The organism is Allosphingosinicella sp. (assembly GCF_046295735.1).
Taxonomy (GTDB): domain Bacteria; phylum Pseudomonadota; class Alphaproteobacteria; order Sphingomonadales; family Sphingomonadaceae; genus Allosphingosinicella.
Genome location: NZ_JBKBMQ010000012.1, coordinates 10,175 through 31,260, shown reverse-complemented (window position 1 = coordinate 31,260; position 21,086 = coordinate 10,175). Strand labels below are relative to the sequence as shown.

The following is a 21,086-nucleotide window of genomic DNA, read 5'->3' as shown; positions in this document are numbered from 1 at the left end:
CACCGCCCGCTTCATGCCTTCTCTCCTGGCGGGGCGACGCGCCAGATGGCGTAGGGTCGATCCGGATCGAGGCGGATGCGCTGCATCTTGCCGTGCCAGGTAAGGCGCGCCCCGCCGACGAGATCCTCCACGTCCAGGCTGTCGTGATCGCCGAGACCCCATTCCCAGAGCGGGGCCTCGAAATCCGCCTCCTGCGGATTGTGCGGATCGAGGCTGACGGCAACCAGGATCATCTCCGCGCCGTCCGGTGAAGGCTTGCCGTAATAGAGGATGTTGTCGTTGAACGCGTTGTAGAAGGTGACGTTGAGATGCGTCTGCAGCGCCGGATAGGCGCGGCGCAGCCGGTTGAGGAGCGTGATGTCGGCGATGATGTTGCCGGGCGCGTTCCAGTCACGCGGCTTCACGATATATTTCTCGCTGTCCCAATATTCTTCCTTCCCCGGCACCGGCTGCCCTTCGCACAGCTCGAACCCCGAATAGACGCCGAACAGGCCCGACAGCGTCGCGGCGAGCACCGCCCGGATCTGGAATCCGGCGCGGCCGGAGGTTTGCAGGAAGGTCGGATTGATGTCGGGCGTGTTCACGAAGAAGTGCGGGCGGAAAAAATCCTTCGGCGCCGTCGTGGTCAGCTCCGTCAGATAGTCGGTCAGCTCCTGCTTGTGATTGCGCCAGGTGAAATAGGTGTAGCTTTGCGAGAAGCCGATCTTGGCGAGCCGGTACATCACCTTCGGCCGGGTGAAGGCTTCCGACAGGAAGATGACGTCGGGACGGACGGCGCGGATGTCGCCGATCATCCACTGCCAGAAGGGGAAGGGCTTGGTGTGCGGATTGTCGACCCGGAAGGTCTTCACCCCCTGCTCGATCCAGAACAGCACCACGTCGCGCAGCGCCACCCACAAGGCCGGCACGGCGTCCTTCCGGTAGAAGTCGACATTGACGATATCCTGATATTTCTTCGGCGGATTCTCGGCATATTTGATCGTGCCGTCCGGCCGCCAGTCGAACCAGCCGGGATGGTCCTTCAGCCAGGGATGGTCCGGCGAGCATTGGATCGCGAAGTCGAGCGCGATCTCCAGACCGTGATCGTGCGCGGCGGCGACGAGACGGCGGAAATCCTCCAGTGTGCCGAGCTGCGGATGGACGGCGTCATGCCCGCCATCCTCGGAACCGATCGCATAGGGGCTGCCCGGATCGTCCGGCCCCGCCTCGAGGCTGTTGTTCGGCCCCTTGCGGTGGGTGCGGCCGATCGGATGGATGGGCGGGAAATAAAGCGTGTCGAAGCCCATCGCGCGAATGGCGGGCAGCCGCGCCACCACGTCGTCGAACGTGCCGTGGCGGGCGGGATCGTCGGTCTGGGAACGGGGGAAGAGCTCGTACCAGGAGGAGAAACGGGCGGCGAGCCGCTCGGAGTCCACCGGCCGCGGGGCCGATGCAATGCGGAAGGCGCGTTCGTCCACGTCGTCCATGACGAGCTGGAGTTCGGTGTCGAGCAGGATCGCCGCCGCTCCCTCGGCGTCCTCCGCCGCGTCGAGCCGGGAGAGAAAGGCTTCGAGACGCAGGCCCGGCGCATCGGCCGCCCGCTTGCGCGCCGCCTCGATCAAGGCGCGGCCTTCCTGATAATCGACCTTCTGCGCGACGCCGGCGTCGAGCTTCTTCCGGAAATCGCGGCGCCAGCTTCCGAACCGGTCGAGCCAGCCTTCGACGACATATTCATAGCGGCCGAGCCGTTCGAGCGGGAAAGAGGCGGACCAGCGGTCGTTGCCCATTTCCCGCATGCGCGCGGAGCGCCAGCTCTTGTCGTCCATGGCGCGCCAGCGCAGCTCGGCGGCGAGCAGGTCGTGTCCGTCGCCGAACAGGTCGGCCTCCACCGTCACCACCTCTCCGATCGTCCGCTTCACCGAAAACAGGCCGTCGTCCACCTCGGGCGACAGGGACTCGATGGCGAGCCGGGGCGCCTGGCCGGCCTCGCGCGCCTCGCGCGTGCCGCCGACCCTTTTGGCCGCGATCGGTTTGGCGCGACGGGCGGTGAGCGTGCGCACTTCGCCCTCGGCCAGCGGCGCGAAGGCGGGCAGGCTGCCCTTCACCCGCCGGAACGGCTGGAAATCGGCGCCGGCCGCGGCGAGGATTTCCCACTGGTGGGGGAGGGCGGCCGCATCGGCGCTCTGGTTGATCAGCAGCAGCAACGCCTCGCCCGACCGGCGGATATCCGGCGCGTCGGCGCGGATCAGCGCGGTCGCCTTCGACACCGGCAAGGAGAAGAGCCGCATCTCGCCGCCGAAGCGGCGTCCGAGATCGAGAGTGGCGAAGGCGCGTTCGACCGTTTGCCGCGGAACGCGGGCGACCAGTTCGGCCGGTACGATGAGGCCGGCGGCGGCGGCGCCGGCCAGCACCATCAACCGTTCCGCCGCGGAGCCGCGTGCCTGACGCCGCGCCGCCTCCGGCGCGATCTCCGCGAGCGGCGGCGCCACCGAGCGCAACGCCTCATACTCCTCGGCCAGCCAGGGCGACTTCAGGTCCCAATAGCCGAGCGAGCTCGTCACATGGTCGAAGCCCACTCCAGCAAGCTTCAGCGCCGCCTCGCGCGGCAGGCCGGTCGTCTGCGCGATGATCGTCAGTCCCTCGATATCCCGGCGCAGTTCCGCGACCAGATCGCGCAGCAGGCCGGGATCCGCGGTGTCGGGGCGGAGGATGCGGAAGCCGCCCGCGCCCGCGCCCGCCAGGTCGGCGAGCCGCGCGCGGAGCGCGGGAAGCAGCCGCTCGGCCGCCTCCCCGGATTTGAGGCGCGCCCGTGCCTCGCCCGCCGCCGGACCCGGGAGGCGCGGATCGATCGGGGTGCCGCCCGGCGGCTGCCGCCGGATCGCGAACGCCTCCGGCGCCTGGGCGACCAGGGGATGATCGATCGGGAAACGGTCGAGCTCGACGTCCAGGAGCAGGGTCAGGCCGGCCTCGCGGGCTTCATCCGCGAGCGCGTCCGGAAAACCCTGGTCGGGTGCGGTCAGAAGCAGCGCCTCGAAACCGAGATCGCGCGCGGTCTCCGCGCTGATCGGCAAGCGGTCGGCGGACTCGATGGTCAGGATTCGCGATAGGATATTTGCCTCCTCCCGTGGCGTGTGCGGTTCCTCTCCAGTCAACTCGGCGCGGCGCGGCATCGTTCCACGGCCCGTCCCCGCCTTTTATACGGTCCAGCGGAGCGGACGGTCCGCTGGAACGTTCATCCTTAACGCAGCAGAGGATGGCGGTCATGGGTCGTTTGGTGGTGGTCTCGAACAGGGTCACGGCGCTCGACCATCCCGGCGGAGGCGCCGCCGCCGACGGCCTCACCATGGCGATCAGCAGCGAGCTGCACGAGAAAGGCGGCCTCTGGTTCGGCTGGAGCGGAGAAGCGGTCGATCAGTTCACCGGCAAGCTTTCCATCCGCCAGCACGGCCGCGCCACGCTGGCGATGGTCGATCTCGACCGCCAGGACGTCGAGGAATATCATAACGGCTTCGCGGCTCGCACCTTGTGGCCGCTGTGCCATTACCGCATCGATCTCGCCGCCTACGAGCGCTCCTTCTCCGCCGGATATCAGCGGGTGAACGAGCGTCTCGCCCATGCCCTGCGCCCGTTCCTGCGCGAGGACGACCTCATCTGGGTGCACGATTACCATCTCATTCCGCTCGCCGGAGAGCTTCGCAAGGCCGGCGTACGCAACCGGATCGGCTTCTTCCTCCATATCCCCTGGCCGCCGGCCGACATCCTGGCGACGCTGCCGCGCCATCATGAATTCGTCCGGGCGCTGTTCGATTACGATCTGGTCGGCTTCCAGACGGAACAATGGCTGAAGGCCTTCTGCACCTATGTGCGCGACGAGATCGGTGGAACGGTGGAGCCGGACGGCCGCGTCACCTTCGGCGGCCAGACCACCGCGGCCGGCGCCTTCCCGATGGGCATCGATGTCGACCAGTTCCGGCGGCTGGCGCTGACCGAAAGCGGCAAACGCGCCTATCGCGAGATGGTGGACAGCGCCGCCGGGCGGGCGATGATCGTCTCGGTCGACCGGATCGATCCGGCCAAGGGCCTCGACCAGAAATTCGCCGGCTATGAGCATTTCCTCGCCCAGCATGACGAGGCCCATGGCCGCGTCTTCATGCTTCAGATCGGTCAGCCTCGGCTCGAAGATCCGTCCAACTCCGCCATCCGCCAGTCGCTGGAGGCCTCGGCGGGACGGATCAACGGCGCCTACGGTACCCGGGGCTGGGTGCCGTTGCGCTACATCACCTCGGCCCACGACCGGGAGGAGCTCGCCGGCATCTTCCGGGCTGCCCGCGCCGCCCTGGTGACCCCGCTACGCGACGGCATGAACCTCGTGGCCAAGGAATATGTGGCGGCGCAGGACCCGGACGATCCCGGCGTCCTCATCCTGTCGCGCTTCGCCGGCGCCGCCGTGCAGATGCGCCAGGCCCTGCTGGTCAATCCCTACAGCCGGGAGGATGTGGCGGACGCCATTGCCCGCGCGCTCGCCATGCCCCGGTCGGAGCGCATCGCGCGCTGGCAGGCCCTGTTCGACGGGCTGGTGCGGGAGGATCTCGCCGGCTGGCGGAAGACGTTCCTCGCCGCGCTTGCAGGCGCGCCGGCTCCGGGCCGGACCTCGGAGCGGCCCACGGCCACGATCGTGCCGGTGCGCTGATTAACCTTTTTACCCGTCGAAATCCTTTACACTGGCCGCTGCGTTTACCATCGACAGCCGCGCTTTTCCGTGTCTGGCACGCTTGTTGCTCCTCTGCCGCCACACAGCAGCGAAGCGAGGAGCAGGCTATGTCGTTCACCAAATTTGCATTGGCAGCCGCCGCCTTCATGGCGACCGCGACTGCGGCCAATGCCAGCGTCATCACCGTCAACCCGAGCAATATCGGTCAGAGTTACACCGTCAATTATGACGGCTTTGCCGACGGGAGCGTGATCGCGGGCCTCACCGGCCAAGCCACCTTCACGCTGACCGGCGTGTCGGGCAACAGCTACAATTTCAACTATTCCGTCACCAACACGTCCGCGGCGCCGATCGACGCCTCGCGCATCTCGATCTTCGGGTTCGACACCGATCCGAACATCACCGGCGCGACCTCGACCGGCCTGTTCAGCCGCACCGCCACCAACAGCAACGTGCCGAGCGGCTTCGGCCGGGTCGACGTCTGCTTCAAGGGCGCCGGCGGACCGAACTGCAGCGGCGGCGGCGGCGTCGGCGTCCAGATGGGCGACACGGCGACGGGCACGCTGACGCTGAACTTCTCGTCGCTCCCGTCGGAACTGACGCTCAGCAACTTCTTCGTCCGCTATCAGTCGATCGAGGGCGCCCACGCCCCGACGTCGGCGATCGGACGCGGAACGCCGGGCGGCAGCACCTCCTCGGGCGGCACCACCTCCACCGGTGGCACCACCTCGACGGGCGGACATCCGATCCCGGCGCCGGCCGGCCTGTGGCTGTTCGCGGCGGGTCTTGCCGGTCTCGGCTGGCGCTTCGGCCGCCGCAAGGCCTGATCGAAACCACCTGCTGTGAGGGCCGCCTCGTCCGCTTCGGCGGGCGGGGCGGTCTCCTTTTGGCCCTGGGTCGGCGTTCGGGTCAGATGACGCCGGTCGCCTTGCCGGCCGCTTCGAACATGGCGAGGATCTGCTCGACCTCGTCCGCGCTGTGCTCGGCGCAGAGCGAGCAGCGCAGCAGGAACATGCCGGCCGGGGTCGCGGGCGGGCGGGCCATGTTCACATAGACCCCGGCCTCGAGCAGCGCCTGCCAGGTGATGACCGTGGTCTGCTGGTCGGGGAGCAGCACGGCGATGATCGCGCTTTCCGCCGTGTCGGTGGCGAGCTTGTAGCCGAGATCGCGCAGCCCCTGGTGGAGGCGGCGGCTGTTCTCCCAGAGATGCGCCCGCTTGTTCCCGGCATGCATCAGCTTGCGGATCGAGGTGGCGGCGGTCGCGACCACGCTCGGCGGCAGCGAGGCGGTGAAGACGTAAGGGCGGCAGACGAGGCGCAGCACTTCGAACTTGGGATGGTTCGATACGACGAAGCCGCCGACCGTGCCGACCGATTTGGAGAAGGTGCCGACCACGAAGTCGACCTGATCCTCGACGCCCGCTTCCTCGAACACGCCGCGGCCGTTCGGGCCGAAGAAGCCCATGCCGTGGGCCTCGTCCACCACCACCATCGCGCCGTGGCGCTTGGAGACCTCGACCATCTCTTTGAGGGGCGCGATGTCGCCGAGCATCGAATAGACGCCTTCCAGCACGACCAGCCGTCCGCCGTCGGCCGGCAGCCGCTTCAGGCGCTTCTCCAGGTCCTCGACGCTGTTGTGGCGGAAGCGCACGATCTGGGCGTTGCCCATCGCGCAGCCGTCGTAGATGGAGGCGTGGCTGTCGGCGTCGAGGATGATGTAATCCTCCTTGCCGGCGATCGTCGCCATCAGCCCCAGATTGGCCTGGTAGCCGGTCGAGAAGACCATGGCGTGGCGCGTGCCGTAAAATTCCTTCAGCGCCTCCTCGACCTCGGTATGGCCCTGATAGGTGCCGTTGAGGACGCGGCTGCCGGTGGTGCCCGAGCCATATTCGTCCAGCGCCTTCTTGCCGGCCGCGATCACGTCCGGATCGAAGGTCATGCCCATATAATTGTAGGTGCCGAGGAGGATCGTCTCCTTGCCCTTGATGATCGCCCGGGTGGGGGAGAGCACCTTCTCCATCACCAGCCCGAACGGATCGCGCACGCCGGTGTCGAGCAGCGCCTGCCGCTCGGCGATCAAGGCGTCGAACTTGGAAAAAAGGTCGCGCCCGCCGGACGGCGCGACTCCGGTCTCGTCGGCGGGATCGAACGGCGTGCGAACGGCTTCAGTCATAAATTCCTCCCTGCGAGGCGCGGCCTCGTGGGGAGGGGGACCGGCTGAAAGCCGGTGGAGGGGCGACGGGCGCCTGCTGCCCCTCCACCATGCTTCGCATGGTCCCCTTCCCCACCGCTGCGCGGCAGGGAGGATGGGGCGCGCCCGTGTCCCTCAGATCCCCCTCATCCCTCGCTCTTCAATTCCTCGACCGCGTCGACGAGCTGTCCGACGGTCTCGATCTCGGCCTGCATGTTCATCGTGATCAGGATGTCGAATTCGTCCTCGACCGAGGCGACGAAATCCATGACGATCAGGCTGTCCCATTCAAGGTCGCCGGCGAAGGTCGTCTCCTCCTTCAGCTCCACCTCCTTCTTGTTGAAGGGACGGATCAGCTCGGCCACCTTGGCGAAAGTTTCTTCTCGGTCGGTCATGGGCTCGCCCTTACGTCTGCGGCACGGCTCTGCCAAGCGATTGGGGCAACAAAGCGGCTTTTTGCGGCACCGGGCTCAGCGCAGCCAGCCTTCGCGGCGGTACCATTCGGCCGTGTCGCGGAGCCCGATCGGGGTATCGACCTCCGGCGCCCAGAGCGCCGCGGGCGGCCGGCGGCCGGCGGTCACCACCCAGTCCGGATGGCAGAAATAGCGCACCCGGTCCGCCGTCAGCTTCGCGTTGCCGCGCCGGAACAGCCTGTCGAGCCGGGAGGCGCCGCGCATCACCAGCCGCGGCACGGACAGGGTCGCGGCGCGGCGCCCGATCGCCTGGGCGAGCGTGCGGGCGAAGTGCCGGTGCTCCCAGCCGTCGAGGCGCCCGTCGTCGGGCTCGTAGGTCTCGGAGGTCGTGTCGGGCTGGTCCAGGATGGCGAGGATCAGGCGGCACAGGTCCGCGACATGGATGATCGAGAAGCGGCCGGGCGGCGGCAGCGCCACGAAGCCGCGCCGCGCCATCCGGAACAGCTCGAACGTCTCCTTGTCGCCGGGGCCGTAGACGGCGGGCGGGCGGACGATCGTCCAATCGAGGCCGGACGCCGCGACGAGGCGCTCCGACTTCATCTTGGACCAGCCGTAATCGGACAGCTCCGGCTCTCGCGCGGCCAGCGAGGAGATGTGGATGAAGCGCCGCACGCCCGCCCGCCGCGCGGCGTCGATCATGTTGGCGGTCCCGCCGACATTCACCTTCTCGAAGGCGGCGCGGTCGCGGCCGTTGATCAGGCCGGCGATATGGATGACGGCATCCGCCCCCTGGCAGAGCTTCACCAGGCTGTCCGACCGGTCGAGCGCGCCGTCCACCCAGGCGATTTCCGGTTCCGGCGGCTTCCAGCCGCGCGTCAGCGCGCGCACGTCGTGGCCTGCGGCCGGCGCCATCCGCAGGAGATGCCCGCCGACGAAGCCGGTGCCGCCGGTCACCGCCAGGGTCTGGAAGGCGCCCGGCGGCCGGCGCCCCGGCGCTAGAGGGGCGACCATCGGCCCTCGTCCTCCGGGGCTTCCTCGGCGGCCGCCGACGGATCGAGATGCCGTATGATGGCGTCGAGCACCGCCTCCACGCCCGCGCCGGTCGCGCCGGAGACGGGGAAGGGGCGGCTGCCGCTTTCCTCCTCGAGTTCCGCGGCCAGCGCGTCCGTCAGCTCCGCGTCGATCGTATCCACCTTGTTGAGGCAGAGGATCTCCACCTTGTCCTCGAGGCCCGCGCCATAGGCTTCGAGCTCGTCGCGCACGGTGCGGTAGGCGCCCGCCACATCTTCATGGTTGGCGTCGACGAGGTGGAGCAGGACCCGGGTCCGCTCGATATGGCCGAGGAAGCGGTCGCCGATCCCGGCGCCTTCCGCCGCGCCTTCGATCAGGCCGGGAATGTCGGCAAGGACGAAGTCGCGGCCCTTGTGCCGGATCGCGCCGAGCTTGGGGTGGAGCGTCGTGAAGGGATAGTCGCCGACCTTCGCCTTGGCGTTGGACACGGCGTTGAGGAAGGTCGATTTGCCGGCATTGGGAAGCCCGACCAGGCCGACGTCGGCAAGCAGCTTCAGCCGCAGCCACACCCAGGCCTCTTCGCCCGGCCAGCCGGTGCCGTGCTGGCGCGGCGCCCGGTTGGTCGACGTCTTGTAGCTCGCATTGCCGCGCCCGCCGTCGCCACCGCGAAGCAGCACGATGCGCTGACCGATCTCGGTGAAGTCGGCGAGCACATGTTCCCTGTCGTCGGACAGGACCTGTGTCCCCACCGGAACCTTGATGACGAGATCCTTGCCAGAGGCGCCGGTCTGGTTGCGCCCCGCGCCGCCCTTGCCGCGCGGCGCCTTGAAATGCTGCGTGTAGCGGAAGTCGATCAGGGTGTTCAGGCCCTCGACCGCTTCGAACACGATATCGCCGCCCTTGCCGCCGTCGCCGCCGTCGGGCCCGCCATATTCGACGAACTTCTCGCGCCGGAAGCTGACCGCGCCCGGGCCGCCGGAGCCGGAGCGGACGTAGATTTTGGCCTGATCGAGGAAATGCATTGCGGCCACTTAGGCGCATTGGCGGCGAAATCAAACGGCGGCCCGGTTGACGGTGCGGCGCGCGCTGCTACTCCGCCACGATGCAGCACCGGCGGGCATTGCCGATCGTTACCCTCCTCCTGGGCCTTCTCGCCAGCCTGTTCGCGGCCTGGCTGCTGGCGCGCGCGGACGAGGAACGGCGCGCGATCCGCTTCGAAAGCGTCGCCGGCCGGATCGTCGGCGCGATCGAGAGCCGCATGCTGGTGCAGCTGACCTTGCTGCGCGGAACGGCGGGTTTCTTCAACGGCTCGGACGAGGTGACGCGTGAGGATTTCCGGGCGTTCGTCGCGCGGTTGCGGCTGGACCAGAATTATCCCGGCGTGCTGGGCATCGGCTTTTCCGCCTGGTCGCAGGATGCGGCACAGCTGGGCATGGTGACCGCGCGCGGGCGGGCGGAGCAGGGGGCGGAGTTTCGCGCCTGGCCGGACGGCGCGCGGCCGGGCTATTCGACCATCCTCTATCTGGAACCGATGAACCGGATGAACCGGGCGGCGCTCGGCTTCGACATGATGTCGGAGGCGACCCGGCGGGCGGCCATGGCGGAAGCACGGCGCACGGGACGCGCGCAGTTGAGCGGCCGGGTGCAGCTCGTCCAGGAGATCGACCCGGTGAAGCAGCCGGGCTTTCTCATCTACGTCCCAATCTACGAAGGGCAGAACGGCGAAGCGGGCGAGCGGCTGGACCCGGACGCGCTGATCGGATGGGTGTACAGTCCGCTGCGTGCCTATGATCTGTTCGACGCGATCTTCGACGAGGACGACCTGGATGGCGCCGTGCTCGAGATCTACGATCAGGAAATCCGGCCCGACCGCCTCCTTTTCCGCACGGGCGAAATCGCGGACGCGCCGTCCCGCGAGACGGTGCGCGAGATCGAGACGGCGGGACACACATGGCTGGTGCGCGTCGCGCCGGGCCCGCAATTCCAGAGCCAGTCGCCGCTGACCGCCTCCGTCATCGCCGGCCTGGCGGGAACGCTCGTCACCCTGCTGATCGCGGCGCTCATGCTGCAGCAAACCCGCGCCCGCGCCCGGACCGAGCAGGAGGTCGCCCTGCGCACCGCGGAGCTCACCGCCGCCAACCGCAGCCTCGTCGCCGAGGCGGAAGCCCGCGAAGCCGCCGAGGCGCAGGTGCGGCAGATGCAGAAGATGGAGGCGATCGGCCAGCTGACCGGCGGCATCGCCCACGATTTCAACAACATGCTGGCGGTCGTGATCGGCAATCTCGACATCGTCGAGCGGCGCCTCGGCGATCCGGAGAAGATGGCGCGGGCGGTGCACAACGCCCGTGCCGGCGCCGAGAAGGCCGCCGACCTCACCGCCCGCCTGCTCGCCTTCGGGCGCCAGCAGGCGCTGTCGCCCCGGGTTCTCGCCCCGAACCTTCTCGTCGCCTCCATGTCCGAGCTTATCCGCCGCACGATCGGCGAGACGATCCGGCTGGAAGCGGCGCTCGGCAAGGACGTGGGACCCGTCTTCGCCGATCCCACCCAGCTCGAGAACGCGATCCTCAATCTCGCCATCAACGCGCGGGACGCGATGCCGGACGGCGGCGTGCTGAAGATCGAGACGACGGCGCGCGGGCCGCAGGGGCAGGGGGGGAGCTGGGTGACGATCGCCGTGTCCGACACCGGCCACGGCATGAGCCCCGACATCGCCGAGCGCGCCATCGAACCCTTCTTCACCACCAAGGAGGTCGGACGGGGAACCGGGCTCGGCCTCAGCCAGGTCTACGGCTTCGTGCGCCAATCGGGCGGCGCGTTCCGCCTCCTGTCCTCGCCCGGCGCCGGCACGACGGTCGAGATCCATCTGCCCCGCCATGACGGACCCGACGCCGCGGGACCGGTCGACGAGGAGGCCGTGCCGGAGGCTCTGCCGCGCGGCCGGGGCGAGCTGGTGCTCGTCGTGGAGGACGAGGAGCAGTTGCGCGAGCTCAGCGCCGGGAGCCTGCGCGATCTCGGCTATCGCACGCTCGAAGCGGCGAACGGCGTCGAGGCGCTGGCGCTGCTCGAACGCCATCCGGACATCGCCCTGCTGTTCACCGACATGGTGATGCCGGAAATGACCGGCGGCCGGTTGGCCGAAGCGGCGCGGCGGCTGCGGCCGGACCTGCCGATCCTGTTCACCACCGGCTACTCACCGGACAATGCCGGCGATGCGGCGGACGGGGCCGTCCTCCAGAAGCCGTTCGCGCTCCACCAGCTCGCCGCCCGCATCCGGGAGGAGCTGGACGGGCGGGCCCACGCCTAGGCGCCGCCGCCTTCGTCTTCGCGGGGCATGCCGGCGATCAGGTGCGCGCGGGCCAGCTCTCTGGCCCGCTCCCGCGGCAGGCCGAGCGCTTCCGCCATCGGCCCGCCGAGCAGCGAGTCGCCGAGCGCGGCGAGCACCAGCCACAGGGTGTGGTCGTGGACCGGCTTGTCCTCATGCCCCTCGCCGAGCTGATCGACCAGCTCGTGAATGGCTTCCAGGATGGGGTTCAGCGCATCGCGGTTGCCCGACAGGATCATCCAGGCGGCAAGCGCGCCGGCGCCCTCCCGGCCGAACGCGTCGAAGGTGCGGTCGACGATCTCGATCGGATCGGCCTCGCCCTGCCGCGCCCTCGCGACCGCCTCGGCGATCTCGGCCGTGACCCGGCGTCCGATGAAGCGGGCGAGCTCGCCCTGCAGCCCGGCGGCCGATCCGAAATGGTGGAGGAGGTTGGCGTGGGTCTTGCCGATTTCGGCCGCCACCGCCTTCAGCGTCACCGCCTGCGGGCCATGGTCGATCAGCAGCCGCCGTGCCGCCTCCAGCGCCGCCGCGCGGCTCTCCTCGGGGGACAGGCGTTCACGCACTGCTATTGACATAGTTGTAAGTACCAATTAGTTCGTTCGGCTAGGGAGATACACAATGGCGCGTGAAATCACACCCTCCGACCTCACCATCACGCCGCGCGACCGGCGCTTCGGACGCGGCACGCGGCAGGAACGCTGGTGGATGGACGGCGATCCCGTCGCGACCGCGCTCTACAATGCGCTGTCCGCCACCTTCCCCAAGGGCGAGGCCTTCTTCGTCGAAAGCGTGCGCGCCTTCCGCGACGGCACGCCGCCGAAGCTGGAGGCGGAGATCCGCGCCTTTGTCACCCAGGAGGTGATGCACAGCCGCGAGCATGTCGCCTTCAACAAGCGCGCCGTGGAGGCGGGCTACGACCTCGGACCGCTCGACCGGCGGGTGGACGAGCGGCTGGAGCTGGTGAAGTCGCGCCCGCCGATCGCGAGCCTGGCCGCCACCATGGCGCTGGAGCATTTCACCGCCATCCTCGCTCACGAGCTGCTGCGCGATCCGCGCCATCTCGCCGCCGCCGATCCGGAGTCGCGGGCGCTGTGGCGCTGGCACGCGATCGAGGAGATCGAGCATAAGGGCGTCGCCTACGACACCTGGCTGCACGCCACCCGCGACTGGCCGCGGTTCAAGCGCTGGTCGGTGAAGGCGAAGGTGATGCTGCTCGTCACCCGCAACTTCGTCGTCGACCGCACCGCCGGCGCGCTCGAGCTGCTGCGGCAGGACGGGATCACGGGTCCCAAGGCCTGGGCGCGGCTGTTCTGGTACGTCTGGGTGCGCCCCGGCATGTTCCGCAAGGTGGCGGCCGCCTGGGCGAGCTTCTTCCTGCCCGGCTTCCACCCCTGGAACCATGACGACCGCGATCTCATCGCCGCGGCCGAGGGCGAGCTGAAGGCCGAACCGGCCTACGCCTGAAGAGGCTGTTCAGGCCGCGACCTTCTCCAGCGCGGGCCGTTGCGCGACGTTCGCCAGGTCCAGCGCATAGACACGGCACGCCGCCGCCCCGCCGCGCCCGGCGCTGAAGCGGGCGGCGATTTCGTCGGTCGGGACGAAGCCGAGCTTGCGTAAGACCCGGCCCGAGGCCGGATTGTCGATGAAGTGGGCGGCGCCGAGCCGCGGCAGGCGCAGCGTCTCGCGGGCATAGCCGACGAGCGCCTCCGCCGCTTCGGTGGCGTAGCCGAGTCCCCAATAGGGCCGTGCGATCCAGTATCCGAGCTCGGTCTCGCCGGTCGGGCGCCGCCCGAGGCCGGCGGCGCCGATCAGGCGCGGCGCGCCCATCGTGCGGCGGAAGACGAGGCAGGCGGGCTGGTCCGCCGTGCGCTCGGTCCCGACAAAGGCTTCGGCATGCTCCGGCAGATAGGGCCAGGGCGCGCTGGCGAGCTGGCGCACGATCCCTTCGTCCGCGACCGCGCGGAACAGGGCAGGGGCGTCCTCGGCGAACGGGGGCCTGAGCAGCAGTCTTGGGGTACGCGCGAACATCTCTCTCTCCTCCTGTCGCGCCGCCTTTGCACGCGGGCCGTTACAGGCCGGCGACAGAGGCGGGGGAGAGACGCGAAAAAGGGAGAGGGGGGCGGCCCCTCTCCCTTGGATCGCGTGTCGCTGGTACCCGCGCGGGCCGTCCCCGGGACGGCCGCGAGGACCGTCTATTCGGCCGCTTCCACGGCCATGTCGACGCACACATATTTGCGGCCGAGCTTGCCGTCGCGGAAGGCGACGCGGCCGCCGGTCAGCGCGAACAGCGTGTGATCCTTGCCCATGCCGACATTCTGGCCCGGATAATATTTGGTGCCGCGCTGGCGCACGATGATGTTGCCCGGGACGACCGCTTCGCCGCCGAACTTCTTGACGCCCAAGCGCCGGCCCGCCGAATCGCGGCCGTTGCGCGACGAACCGCCTGCTTTCTTATGTGCCATCTCTACTCTGCCTTCTCAGCCTGCCGCCGCTTCACGCGTCGGTGTTCTTGTCTTCGGTCGGAGTGTCCGTCATCGGGCTTTCTTCGCCATGGACCTTGAGCGGCTCCTGAACATGGGCCTCGGTCTGGGCCGGCGCGGCAGCCTTCTTGCGGCTCTTCTTCGGCGCCTCGGCCGGAGCTTCGGCACCCGTTTCGGCGGCCGGAGCGGCGTCGGCGGCCGGAGCCTCCTTCTTCGCCTTCTTCGGCTTCTGGTCGGCCGCATCGGCGCGATGGTCGCCGATCGCGGTGATCTTCAGGATCGTGTGCAGCTGGCGGTGGCCGTTCTTGCGGCGGTAATTGTGCCGGCGCCTCTTCTTGAAGACGATGACCTTCTCGCCCTTGGCCTGGGCGATGATCTCGGCCGAGACGGTGAGGCCGTCGGTCGCCTTCAGCTCCGAGCCTTCGCCCGCGAGCAGGACATCGCCGAGCTCAATGGTTTCCCCCGCCTCGCCGGCGAGCTTTTCAACGACGATCTTGTCTCCGGGGGCGACGCGATACTGCTTGCCGCCCGTGCGCACGACTGCGAACATGGCTTTTTCCAATGACCTTACATAGCGTGACGCGCGGCAACCCGGAGGTTCCGCGCGGGAACCGGGCTGCTACATAAGGCCGCCTCGCTTGTCAACCGAGCGGGGCCGGAAAAGCCCCGCCCGAACGCTCAGTGCCGATGCTCGCGGCGCAGCCGGTAGCGGCCGTCCGCGAAGCGATCGAAAATGCCGCCGATCGCCGGATGGTCGACCGGCTCGTCGCTGTCGTCGGGCACCAGATTCTGCTGGCTGACATAAGCGACGTAGCTCGTCTCTCCATTCTCGGCGAGGAGGTGGTAGAAAGGCTGGTTCTTGGCCGGCCGGATCTCCTCCGGGATCGCCTCGTACCATTCGTCGGTATTGGCGAAGACCGGATCGACGTCGAAGATCACGCCGCGAAAATCGAACATGCGATGGCGCACGACGTCGCCGATCGCGAAGCCGGCGTGCGAGACCGGCGGCGCCTCGGGAATGCCGCGCGGTTCGGAACCGGTGGGAGTGTGCCTGCCGTTCATGCCCTCCTTATGTAGGAGGCGGCGGGCGGGAGGCAAGAAAGCATGCTTGGCAAGCGGCTTTCCTTGGTCTAATGCGCGCGGCTCATCGACCCGGCCGGCCCTTCCAGGGCGCGGCCGTCCCCCATGCGGAGAGGTGCCGGAGCGGTCGAACGGGGCGGTCTCGAAAACCGTTGTGCCCTCACGGGTACCGAGGGTTCGAATCCCTCCCTCTCCGCCATTTTCCTGTCCACACGCGTCCATCTCCGACCCCAAAAACCTAGGTTTTCCGCGGCTTTACAGCTAGCCTGTGTCCATTGGTGGCCGCCGCGATGCGCCCATTTCCGGAGTGGAGTGGGGGCATTTGGGGGCACCGAAATCAGGACTTTGGGGGCATCGGATGCTTACCGACCTAAAGGTGAGAAAGGCCCAGCCGAATGGGGCCGATTACAGGCTGGGCGATGCAGGAGGCCTCTACCTGTTCGTCACCAAGGCCGGGGCAAAGTCCTGGCGCTTCAAATACCGTTTTGGCGGGAAAGAGAAGCGGATCGTCTTCGGCAGATATCCGGAGGTCTCCCTTGCTGAGGCACGCGATCGCCGGGACGAGGCAAGAAAGATGCTGCGGGAGTATCGCGATCCGGCGGTGGAAGCTCAGAAGCGGCGCCTCATCGCGGCCACGGCGGCCCAAGCCACTTTCGAGAAGGTCGCCCGCGAATGGCACGAGATGCAGACGCCACGGTGGGTTCCCGTTCACGCCGCCGATGTCCTGAAGAGCCTTGAGGCGGAAGTGTTCCCCTATCTCGGGTCTGTTCCTCTCAGGGAGATTGACGCGCCCTTGGTTCTCGCCGTCCTTCGAAAGATCGAGAAGCGAGGAGCCTTGGAGACTGCGAAACGTGTCCGGCAGCGCATGTCGGCTGTGTTCGTCCACGGCATCGCTACGGGCGTCTGCGGCGACGACCCGGCCGCTCGCGTGACCAAGGCACTCCGCCCGGCGCCGAAAAAGACGAGGCAGCCGGCCATCACCGACCTGGAGGATCTCCGCGCGCTCCTTCGGAAGGTGGAGGCTTCTGGTGCGACGCCGGTGACGAAGCTTGCTTCGAGACTGCTTGCACTGACTGCCGTCAGACCGGGCGTCCTGCGAGGCATAGGCTGGGGCGAGTTCGAGGGCATCGACTGGGAATCGGCACATCCCGAGGAGGCGAAAGACCCGCTCTGGCGTATCCCGTCCGATCGGATGAAATTGGTGCTGGATCGGAAAGGGGATGACGCGTTCGAGCATCTGGTCCCGCTATCAAGTCAGGCCGTGGAGGTGCTGTCGGCGATCTGGCCGCTGACTAAGCGGCTCCCAATCGTGTTCCCGAGCGCGCGCCACCTCCATCGGCCACTCAGCGAGAATGCGATCGGCTACCTCTATAATCGCGAGGGCTATCATGGGCGCCATGTCCCGCACGGGTGGCGCGCTGCATTCTCGACCATCATGAACGAGCGGGCCGAGCGGGCTGGCCGCCCTGGAGATCGCGCTGTCATCGATCTCATGCTCGCGCACATCCCGCCGAACACCGTTGAGGGAGCGTACAATCGCGCAGCGTACATGGAGCGGCGTCGGGAGATCGCACAGGAGTGGGCGGACCTCGTGACGGAAGGGCTTGTTGCTCCCGCTGAGCTGCTGAAGGGCCCGCGCCGGTAGATCGTGAGCCGGTTTTACGATGTATGCCGTCAGCGCGGCCCCTCGCCTGGAAGGTTGAGTCCGGGGAAGGCCCCGTTTGAGCGAGAATCCTCACGCAACCAGCGACGCTTGCTCCTCTAAACTCACCGACAGCTGACGAGAGAAAGGTTGTTGCAACGAGCACACGGCCACTCTTCTGTGATCGAGTCCGCCAGGCTCAGCGGATCATCCTCGGCCACTGCCTGTCCCAATCCAGGAAACCCCACCTCCTTGGATCCTCCCTTGAGACCACTCGATCCGATTCGCTCGCAAGATCGATTTCGAAACTTTGTATCTTCGTCCGTTTATGAATATTATAAAAGGCGCGAACGATAGGGCGGGTCAAATTTTGTTTATGCTGATCAACTACCAAAGCGAGGTGTGCTGATTCCAGTTTCACAAGCGATCCGACCGGATAGATTCCTATGCTCTTGATGAATGCAGCCAATATCTTGTCATCGAAGTGACCCTGCCAGCTGAACATATGTTGCAGGCACTCGGACGGAGTCCCTGCCTCCTTGTAGGGTCGCTTCGAGGACATCGCATCATAGACGTCACACACGGCGGCCATCCGTGCAGGAAGGCTAATTCCGGCTCCCGCCAAACGACGGGGATAGCCTGACCCATCTATCTTTTCATGATGGCTCAGGCAGACGTCCATGGCTACCTCGGGCAGGTGCCTTGATCGTTGAAGGATCTCGTAACCTCGCTCGGCATGGGTGCGGACAATATTCGTTTCAGCTGGCGAAAGCGCGCCGGCCTTGTTCAGAACTGCTTCCGGGATCAGCATCTTGCCGATGTCGTGCAGGAGCCCCGCAATCCCTATCTCCTGGAGAGATGAAGCAGGAAAATCCAGTTCACGTCCTAAATTTATCATCAATGCGCACACCGCAATGGAGTGCATGTACGTGAACTCGTCCTTCGATCGGATCCGCGTAAGACTAATCAAAGCCGAGGGACTTTGCTCAACAGACCTTTGTACATCTTTGACTACATTCAATACAGTATCTATTTCGATCGCTTTGCCCAGCCGAACCTGGTTGAGTAACTCGGTGACGGGTAAGCGCGACCTTTTGATGACGGCTGCCGCTTGTAGAATGGACTGACTTCGGGTCGAAGCCATTGGTCGCGAAGTCTTGCTGATGCTGACAACGGTCTGTTCAGGCTCATCGCCGTGTGGCCATGCGAATGGCTGAGCGGCGGAGACTGCACGACGTTTTACTCGTTCGTACAATGATCGGTTCCCCTCCCCGAAGGCCTGCAGCAGCAGTTGGCGCGTTCGAGTGCCGCCTTCGTTACTGGAGCTAATTCGCAGTGCCTAATAGCTGGTAAACCTGGCTGCACTCCTCCAGGAACGGTTCCATCGGAGAGCCCGCATGCACTGAGACGTGGTCAGGTGAAGGACAGTCTGCTCGCTTGATGCCGCTGGCCAGCGGGTATCCCCCAGAGTGCGGCCTTCGAAGTGCAGCTGTAGTGGAAAATGCCGGTTCCCCACAAAACGGGGCAGAGAACGAGCGCTCGTCTCTGCCCCTGTCCACCGGAAGGTGTGGCCTCGGCGGATTGCCGGGATGATAGGAGAAGGAGGCCTGCAGGCCTATACGTGGAACTTCTGCGGTCCAAAGGCGGTAGGGCAGGCGGATGTCGCGGTCACCCGAACCCGCCAGTGAAATCCAGCGGTGTCGGGGCAGCTCGGCAGCTCCTCATCTGCAATCGGCCGAAGTCGCTAACCGTCCGCTTTTTCGAAGGCTGCCGTAATCTCCAGCTCCACCAGATCCGATACCGCCGGTGCGGCGTAGCCGAGCCCGAACTCGCTGCGCTTCAGCTGACCCCGCGCCGAGAATCCAACCGTTTGCGCCCTGTTCATCGGGTTGGATCCAGCCCCGTAAAGCCGGGCCTCAAGGACCACCGGGCGGGTTCTGCCGCGCAGCGTGAGATCGCCAGTGATCGTGGCTTCCTCTCCTCGCACTTCGACCCTGCGCGAAACGAAGCGTGCGACCGGAAACCGCGCCACGTCGAACAGGTCAGGTGTTGTCAGATGTTCCGCAAAGCCGTCAGAGGTCACCGTAAGCCCCGACAAGGGGATGTCGACCTGCAGACGGGACTGCGCGACGCGCGCCGGATCCAGCTCGAGCGTACCGCTCATGCTCCCCACCATTCCGTACAGCCGGGAGAAACCGAAATGGTCGACGGACCAGAGCACCTGGGTGTGGTCGGCATCAAGCCGGTAGGTTCCTGCCGGGGTTTGGGCCGCTCCATCCGTGGCGGACGGTGCTACTTGGGCGAGGGCGATCCCGGAACCAATTTGGCTGGCGAGCTGGCCTGCTCCCAGAGCGGCAATCACGCTCGCGAAGCCTGCTAACGCTATGCTGGTTCTGCTCATTCCGTGCTCCTGCGGTACGACGCGCCTTCCGAGCGTCTGTTCATATCTGCTTTGCCAAACGCGCATTCGCCAGCCCGCGATCACGAACTTCGGCGTTTCCAAAAACGCAACACCGGGTCGCCTCGACTTCCGCCTCGGCAGACGACGGCGGGGCCCTTCCCGAGGCAAAAGGGGGGCTCCGCGTCATCGGTCATGGGAGATCGCGCATCGGCTGGGCAGGCTCGGGAACCCCTGGCAGCAGCCGGTTCAATCCTGCCGCTGCAGCAGGAATGCGTCGCCGCCGCGCTCGGTAGCGGGATCTGCCCGAGAGGGGGAAGGTGCTTGGCAATGTCGGTGACATGTCGATCTTGGAATCGTGCGTCGGCGAACGCGTTCACGCTCGGCTGGCATGATCCGTCGCCGCGGGCGGTCATGCTCGCTCCGCCGGGGCTTTCATCGGTAATCTCATCGAGGATCATCCGGACCGGGAAGCTGTAGTGCATCCCGCCGGCGCCGGTCCCTATTGCTAGATCACCCCCACCCTGACCGGCTCGCAAAGGTCATCTGACCGACTTCGAATCTGGCGACCTTCTGTTTGCCGGACCACAGTTCGAGCGGATGAGTGCCCAGCCGGGCGATGCTCGCGGTTGCCGCCGCCTCGTGATCGATGGCGTCGATTTCCTCGAAGTCGAGGATGCGGCCGCTTCGTGCATCCAGTCGGTACAGGCGGTAACGAGCCATCGCTGTTCTCCAGATCGACAACAGCCAAGATTGTACTTCCGTTTACTCGTCGCGAGTCGCGCCGGCCGCGGAGGAGCAGTGTACACGACCGGGGGCGAGAAGAAGAAGGCTGCCCGCTACTGTTCCGCCGGAAGGGCACGTCGGAAAGACAGCTTTGATACGGCGGCGCCCGGCGGTGAGACAGCTGACAGCTGCACGTGCTCGCCAGGACTGCGAGTATCGCGGTGAACAAATCGCCGTCGTGCGCAGCGGAATGAGTCAATCCGGCTCTATTGTCACTGCGCTTCTCCCAGAGGGCAAGAAGCGCTTGAGTTTTAAACTGAATCCAATCAGAAACAGGCTGAGCCAATCCCCAACGAGGGGAGTGGGCCGGAATGGGGCTGCCGGGTCGCCGATGCGAATGTCCAGACTGCAAGGTTAAAGGTGTCGGCGCATGTTCAGGCATGTCCTCATCGCCCGGCTTCTCTTCCATATCCGACCGCGCGATGGATCGCGCATTTTCATACATTCGCAGAGTTGCCGTATTATAACTGCGTAATCCAACATTCGGTGCTCTAGGATAGGCTGGTCATGGCCATGACTTCACCCCAGAAGGAGGATTGTCATGCATTGCGAACAGCACGACCACGAACTCGATCTCGGCACCGCCAGCGTCGTCACGAGGGGCGGGATGGAAGGTGCGGAGGATTATGAGCGCACCAAGTGGCTCCATGGATCGGGTCTGTCGGACGACTGATCTCCACGGGTGCGCGTCCAGCGGCGCGCACCCCTTTTCTCTTGGCCGAAACGGCCTCCAACTGCCCGTCGAGGACGACGCAAGTCGCAGGAACCGGGGCTCTGTGCGACCAGATTTGGCGCTCGCGATGAGCACACCGAACAATCCCGCTGCAATCGTCCTATAATGTTATTATCGAATGTACTGGAGGCTATATTTCTTCCGTCATGGCCATGACGTCCATGAAAGGAGAGAGATGATGAAGCACGACTGCAAGCATGAAGAGCTGATCGAGCTCGGCAGCGCCACCGGCGAAACGCGGGGCGGCATTTTCGGTGTCGAGGACCAGGAGCGCACGCTCCAGCCGGCCCTCGGCCTCACCCGCGACTGACCGACGGACGCGGGGGGGGGGGGGGGGGGGG

19 protein-coding genes, 1 tRNA gene and 1 pseudogene are annotated in these 21,086 nt (G+C 66.6%); 8 read left to right on the top strand and 13 right to left on the bottom strand.

All coding sequences use genetic code 11. From position 1 onward, the window contains the following. Positions 1 to 11 precede the first annotated feature (11 nt). Positions 12 to 3,050, bottom strand: coding sequence for an alpha-1,4-glucan--maltose-1-phosphate maltosyltransferase (locus tag ACK4K7_RS12055; RefSeq protein ID WP_431866307.1), 3,039 nt, complete (start codon positions 3,048 to 3,050; stop codon positions 12 to 14). 191 nt (positions 3,051 to 3,241) lie between these two features. Between ACK4K7_RS12055 and ACK4K7_RS12050 the strand changes: the two genes are divergently transcribed. Together ACK4K7_RS12050 and ACK4K7_RS12045 are read left to right on the top strand one after the other, a co-directional pair. Then, a complete protein-coding gene (locus ACK4K7_RS12050) occupies positions 3,242 to 4,669 on the top strand; it encodes an alpha,alpha-trehalose-phosphate synthase (UDP-forming) (RefSeq protein WP_431866306.1) in 1,428 nt (475 codons plus the stop codon). 128 nt (positions 4,670 to 4,797) lie between these two features. Next, positions 4,798 to 5,517 (top strand): cistern family PEP-CTERM protein, encoded by a 720-nt coding sequence (locus ACK4K7_RS12045; protein WP_431866305.1) that lies wholly within the window; start codon positions 4,798 to 4,800, stop codon positions 5,515 to 5,517. 82 nt (positions 5,518 to 5,599) lie between these two features. Here the strand turns inward: ACK4K7_RS12045 and spt are convergent, their stop codons facing one another. From spt to obgE, 4 genes are all read right to left on the bottom strand, one after another. Continuing rightward, entirely contained in the window at positions 5,600 to 6,862 is a 1,263-nt protein-coding gene (spt, locus tag ACK4K7_RS12040; RefSeq protein ID WP_431866304.1) for a serine palmitoyltransferase, read from the bottom strand. A gap of 164 nt (positions 6,863 to 7,026) precedes the next feature. Continuing rightward, a complete protein-coding gene (locus tag ACK4K7_RS12035; protein WP_431866302.1) occupies positions 7,027 to 7,275 on the bottom strand; it encodes an acyl carrier protein in 249 nt (82 codons plus the stop codon). Between the two features lie 75 nt (positions 7,276 to 7,350). Beyond that, a complete protein-coding gene (locus ACK4K7_RS12030; RefSeq protein ID WP_431866300.1) occupies positions 7,351 to 8,304 on the bottom strand; it encodes an NAD-dependent epimerase/dehydratase family protein in 954 nt (317 codons plus the stop codon). Continuing rightward, a complete protein-coding gene (obgE, locus tag ACK4K7_RS12025; RefSeq protein WP_431866298.1) occupies positions 8,289 to 9,326 on the bottom strand; it encodes a GTPase ObgE in 1,038 nt (345 codons plus the stop codon). The genes ACK4K7_RS12030 and obgE overlap by 16 nt, the downstream gene beginning before the upstream one ends. Positions 9,327 to 9,406: 80 nt before the next feature. On the opposite strand from obgE, the gene ACK4K7_RS12020 reads away from it, so the two are divergent. Next, positions 9,407 to 11,608: a CHASE domain-containing protein gene (locus tag ACK4K7_RS12020; protein ID WP_431866297.1), complete on the top strand. Its 2,202-nt coding sequence runs from the start codon at positions 9,407 to 9,409 to the stop codon at positions 11,606 to 11,608. Here ACK4K7_RS12020 and ACK4K7_RS12015 read toward each other — a convergent pair. Next, positions 11,605 to 12,201: a TetR family transcriptional regulator gene (locus ACK4K7_RS12015; RefSeq protein WP_431866296.1), complete on the bottom strand. Its 597-nt coding sequence runs from the start codon at positions 12,199 to 12,201 to the stop codon at positions 11,605 to 11,607. The two genes, ACK4K7_RS12020 and ACK4K7_RS12015, sit on opposite strands and share 4 nt — an antisense overlap. 43 nt (positions 12,202 to 12,244) lie before the next feature. On the opposite strand from ACK4K7_RS12015, the gene ACK4K7_RS12010 reads away from it, so the two are divergent. After that, positions 12,245 to 13,090: a metal-dependent hydrolase gene (locus tag ACK4K7_RS12010; protein ID WP_431866294.1), complete on the top strand. Its 846-nt coding sequence runs from the start codon at positions 12,245 to 12,247 to the stop codon at positions 13,088 to 13,090. Positions 13,091 to 13,099: 9 nt separating this feature from the next. Here the strand turns inward: ACK4K7_RS12010 and ACK4K7_RS12005 are convergent, their stop codons facing one another. The 4 genes and pseudogenes from ACK4K7_RS12005 to hspQ all read right to left on the bottom strand — a co-directional run bounded on the left by ACK4K7_RS12005 (position 13,100) and on the right by hspQ (position 15,168). Continuing rightward, complete coding sequence (locus ACK4K7_RS12005; protein ID WP_431866292.1) at positions 13,100 to 13,654, bottom strand: GNAT family N-acetyltransferase; 555 nt, start codon at positions 13,652 to 13,654, stop codon at positions 13,100 to 13,102. A gap of 164 nt (positions 13,655 to 13,818) precedes the next feature. Further along, complete coding sequence (gene rpmA / locus ACK4K7_RS12000; protein ID WP_431866290.1) at positions 13,819 to 14,088, bottom strand: 50S ribosomal protein L27; 270 nt, start codon at positions 14,086 to 14,088, stop codon at positions 13,819 to 13,821. A 202-nt stretch (positions 14,089 to 14,290) separates the two neighbouring features. Next, a pseudogene (gene rplU / locus ACK4K7_RS11995) lies at positions 14,291 to 14,656 on the bottom strand (50S ribosomal protein L21); the annotation flags it as partial. 128 nt (positions 14,657 to 14,784) lie between these two features. After that, the gene (hspQ, locus tag ACK4K7_RS11990; RefSeq protein WP_431866288.1) at positions 14,785 to 15,168 is read right to left on the bottom strand and encodes a heat shock protein HspQ; all 384 of its coding nucleotides are present in this window, start codon (positions 15,166 to 15,168) and stop codon (positions 14,785 to 14,787) included. A gap of 127 nt (positions 15,169 to 15,295) precedes the next feature. On the opposite strand from hspQ, the gene ACK4K7_RS11985 reads away from it, so the two are divergent. Together ACK4K7_RS11985 and ACK4K7_RS11980 are read left to right on the top strand one after the other, a co-directional pair. Continuing rightward, positions 15,296 to 15,385, top strand: a tRNA-Ser gene (locus ACK4K7_RS11985). Between the two features lie 159 nt (positions 15,386 to 15,544). Continuing rightward, entirely contained in the window at positions 15,545 to 16,831 is a 1,287-nt protein-coding gene (locus tag ACK4K7_RS11980; RefSeq protein ID WP_431866286.1) for a tyrosine-type recombinase/integrase, read from the top strand. Between the two features lie 196 nt (positions 16,832 to 17,027). On the opposite strand, the gene ACK4K7_RS11975 is transcribed toward ACK4K7_RS11980, so the two are convergent. The 3 genes from ACK4K7_RS11975 to ACK4K7_RS11965 form a co-directional block, all read right to left on the bottom strand. Further along, positions 17,028 to 18,083, bottom strand: coding sequence for an HD-GYP domain-containing protein (locus ACK4K7_RS11975; protein ID WP_431866285.1), 1,056 nt, complete (start codon positions 18,081 to 18,083; stop codon positions 17,028 to 17,030). 489 nt (positions 18,084 to 18,572) lie between these two features. Further along, on the bottom strand, positions 18,573 to 19,229 hold the full coding sequence (locus ACK4K7_RS11970; protein ID WP_431866283.1) for a YceI family protein: 657 nt from the start codon (positions 19,227 to 19,229) through the stop codon (positions 18,573 to 18,575). Between the two features lie 510 nt (positions 19,230 to 19,739). Then, positions 19,740 to 19,949 carry a hypothetical protein gene (locus ACK4K7_RS11965; protein WP_431866281.1) on the bottom strand — a complete coding sequence of 70 codons (210 nt, stop codon included), beginning with the start codon at positions 19,947 to 19,949 and terminating at the stop codon, positions 19,740 to 19,742. Positions 19,950 to 20,553: 604 nt separating this feature from the next. Between ACK4K7_RS11965 and ACK4K7_RS11960 the strand changes: the two genes are divergently transcribed. Next, the gene (locus ACK4K7_RS11960; RefSeq protein ID WP_431866279.1) at positions 20,554 to 20,685 is read left to right on the top strand and encodes a hypothetical protein; all 132 of its coding nucleotides are present in this window, start codon (positions 20,554 to 20,556) and stop codon (positions 20,683 to 20,685) included. Between the two features lie 235 nt (positions 20,686 to 20,920). After that, a complete protein-coding gene (locus tag ACK4K7_RS11955; protein ID WP_431866278.1) occupies positions 20,921 to 21,055 on the top strand; it encodes a hypothetical protein in 135 nt (44 codons plus the stop codon). Positions 21,056 to 21,086: the final 31 nt, after the last annotated feature.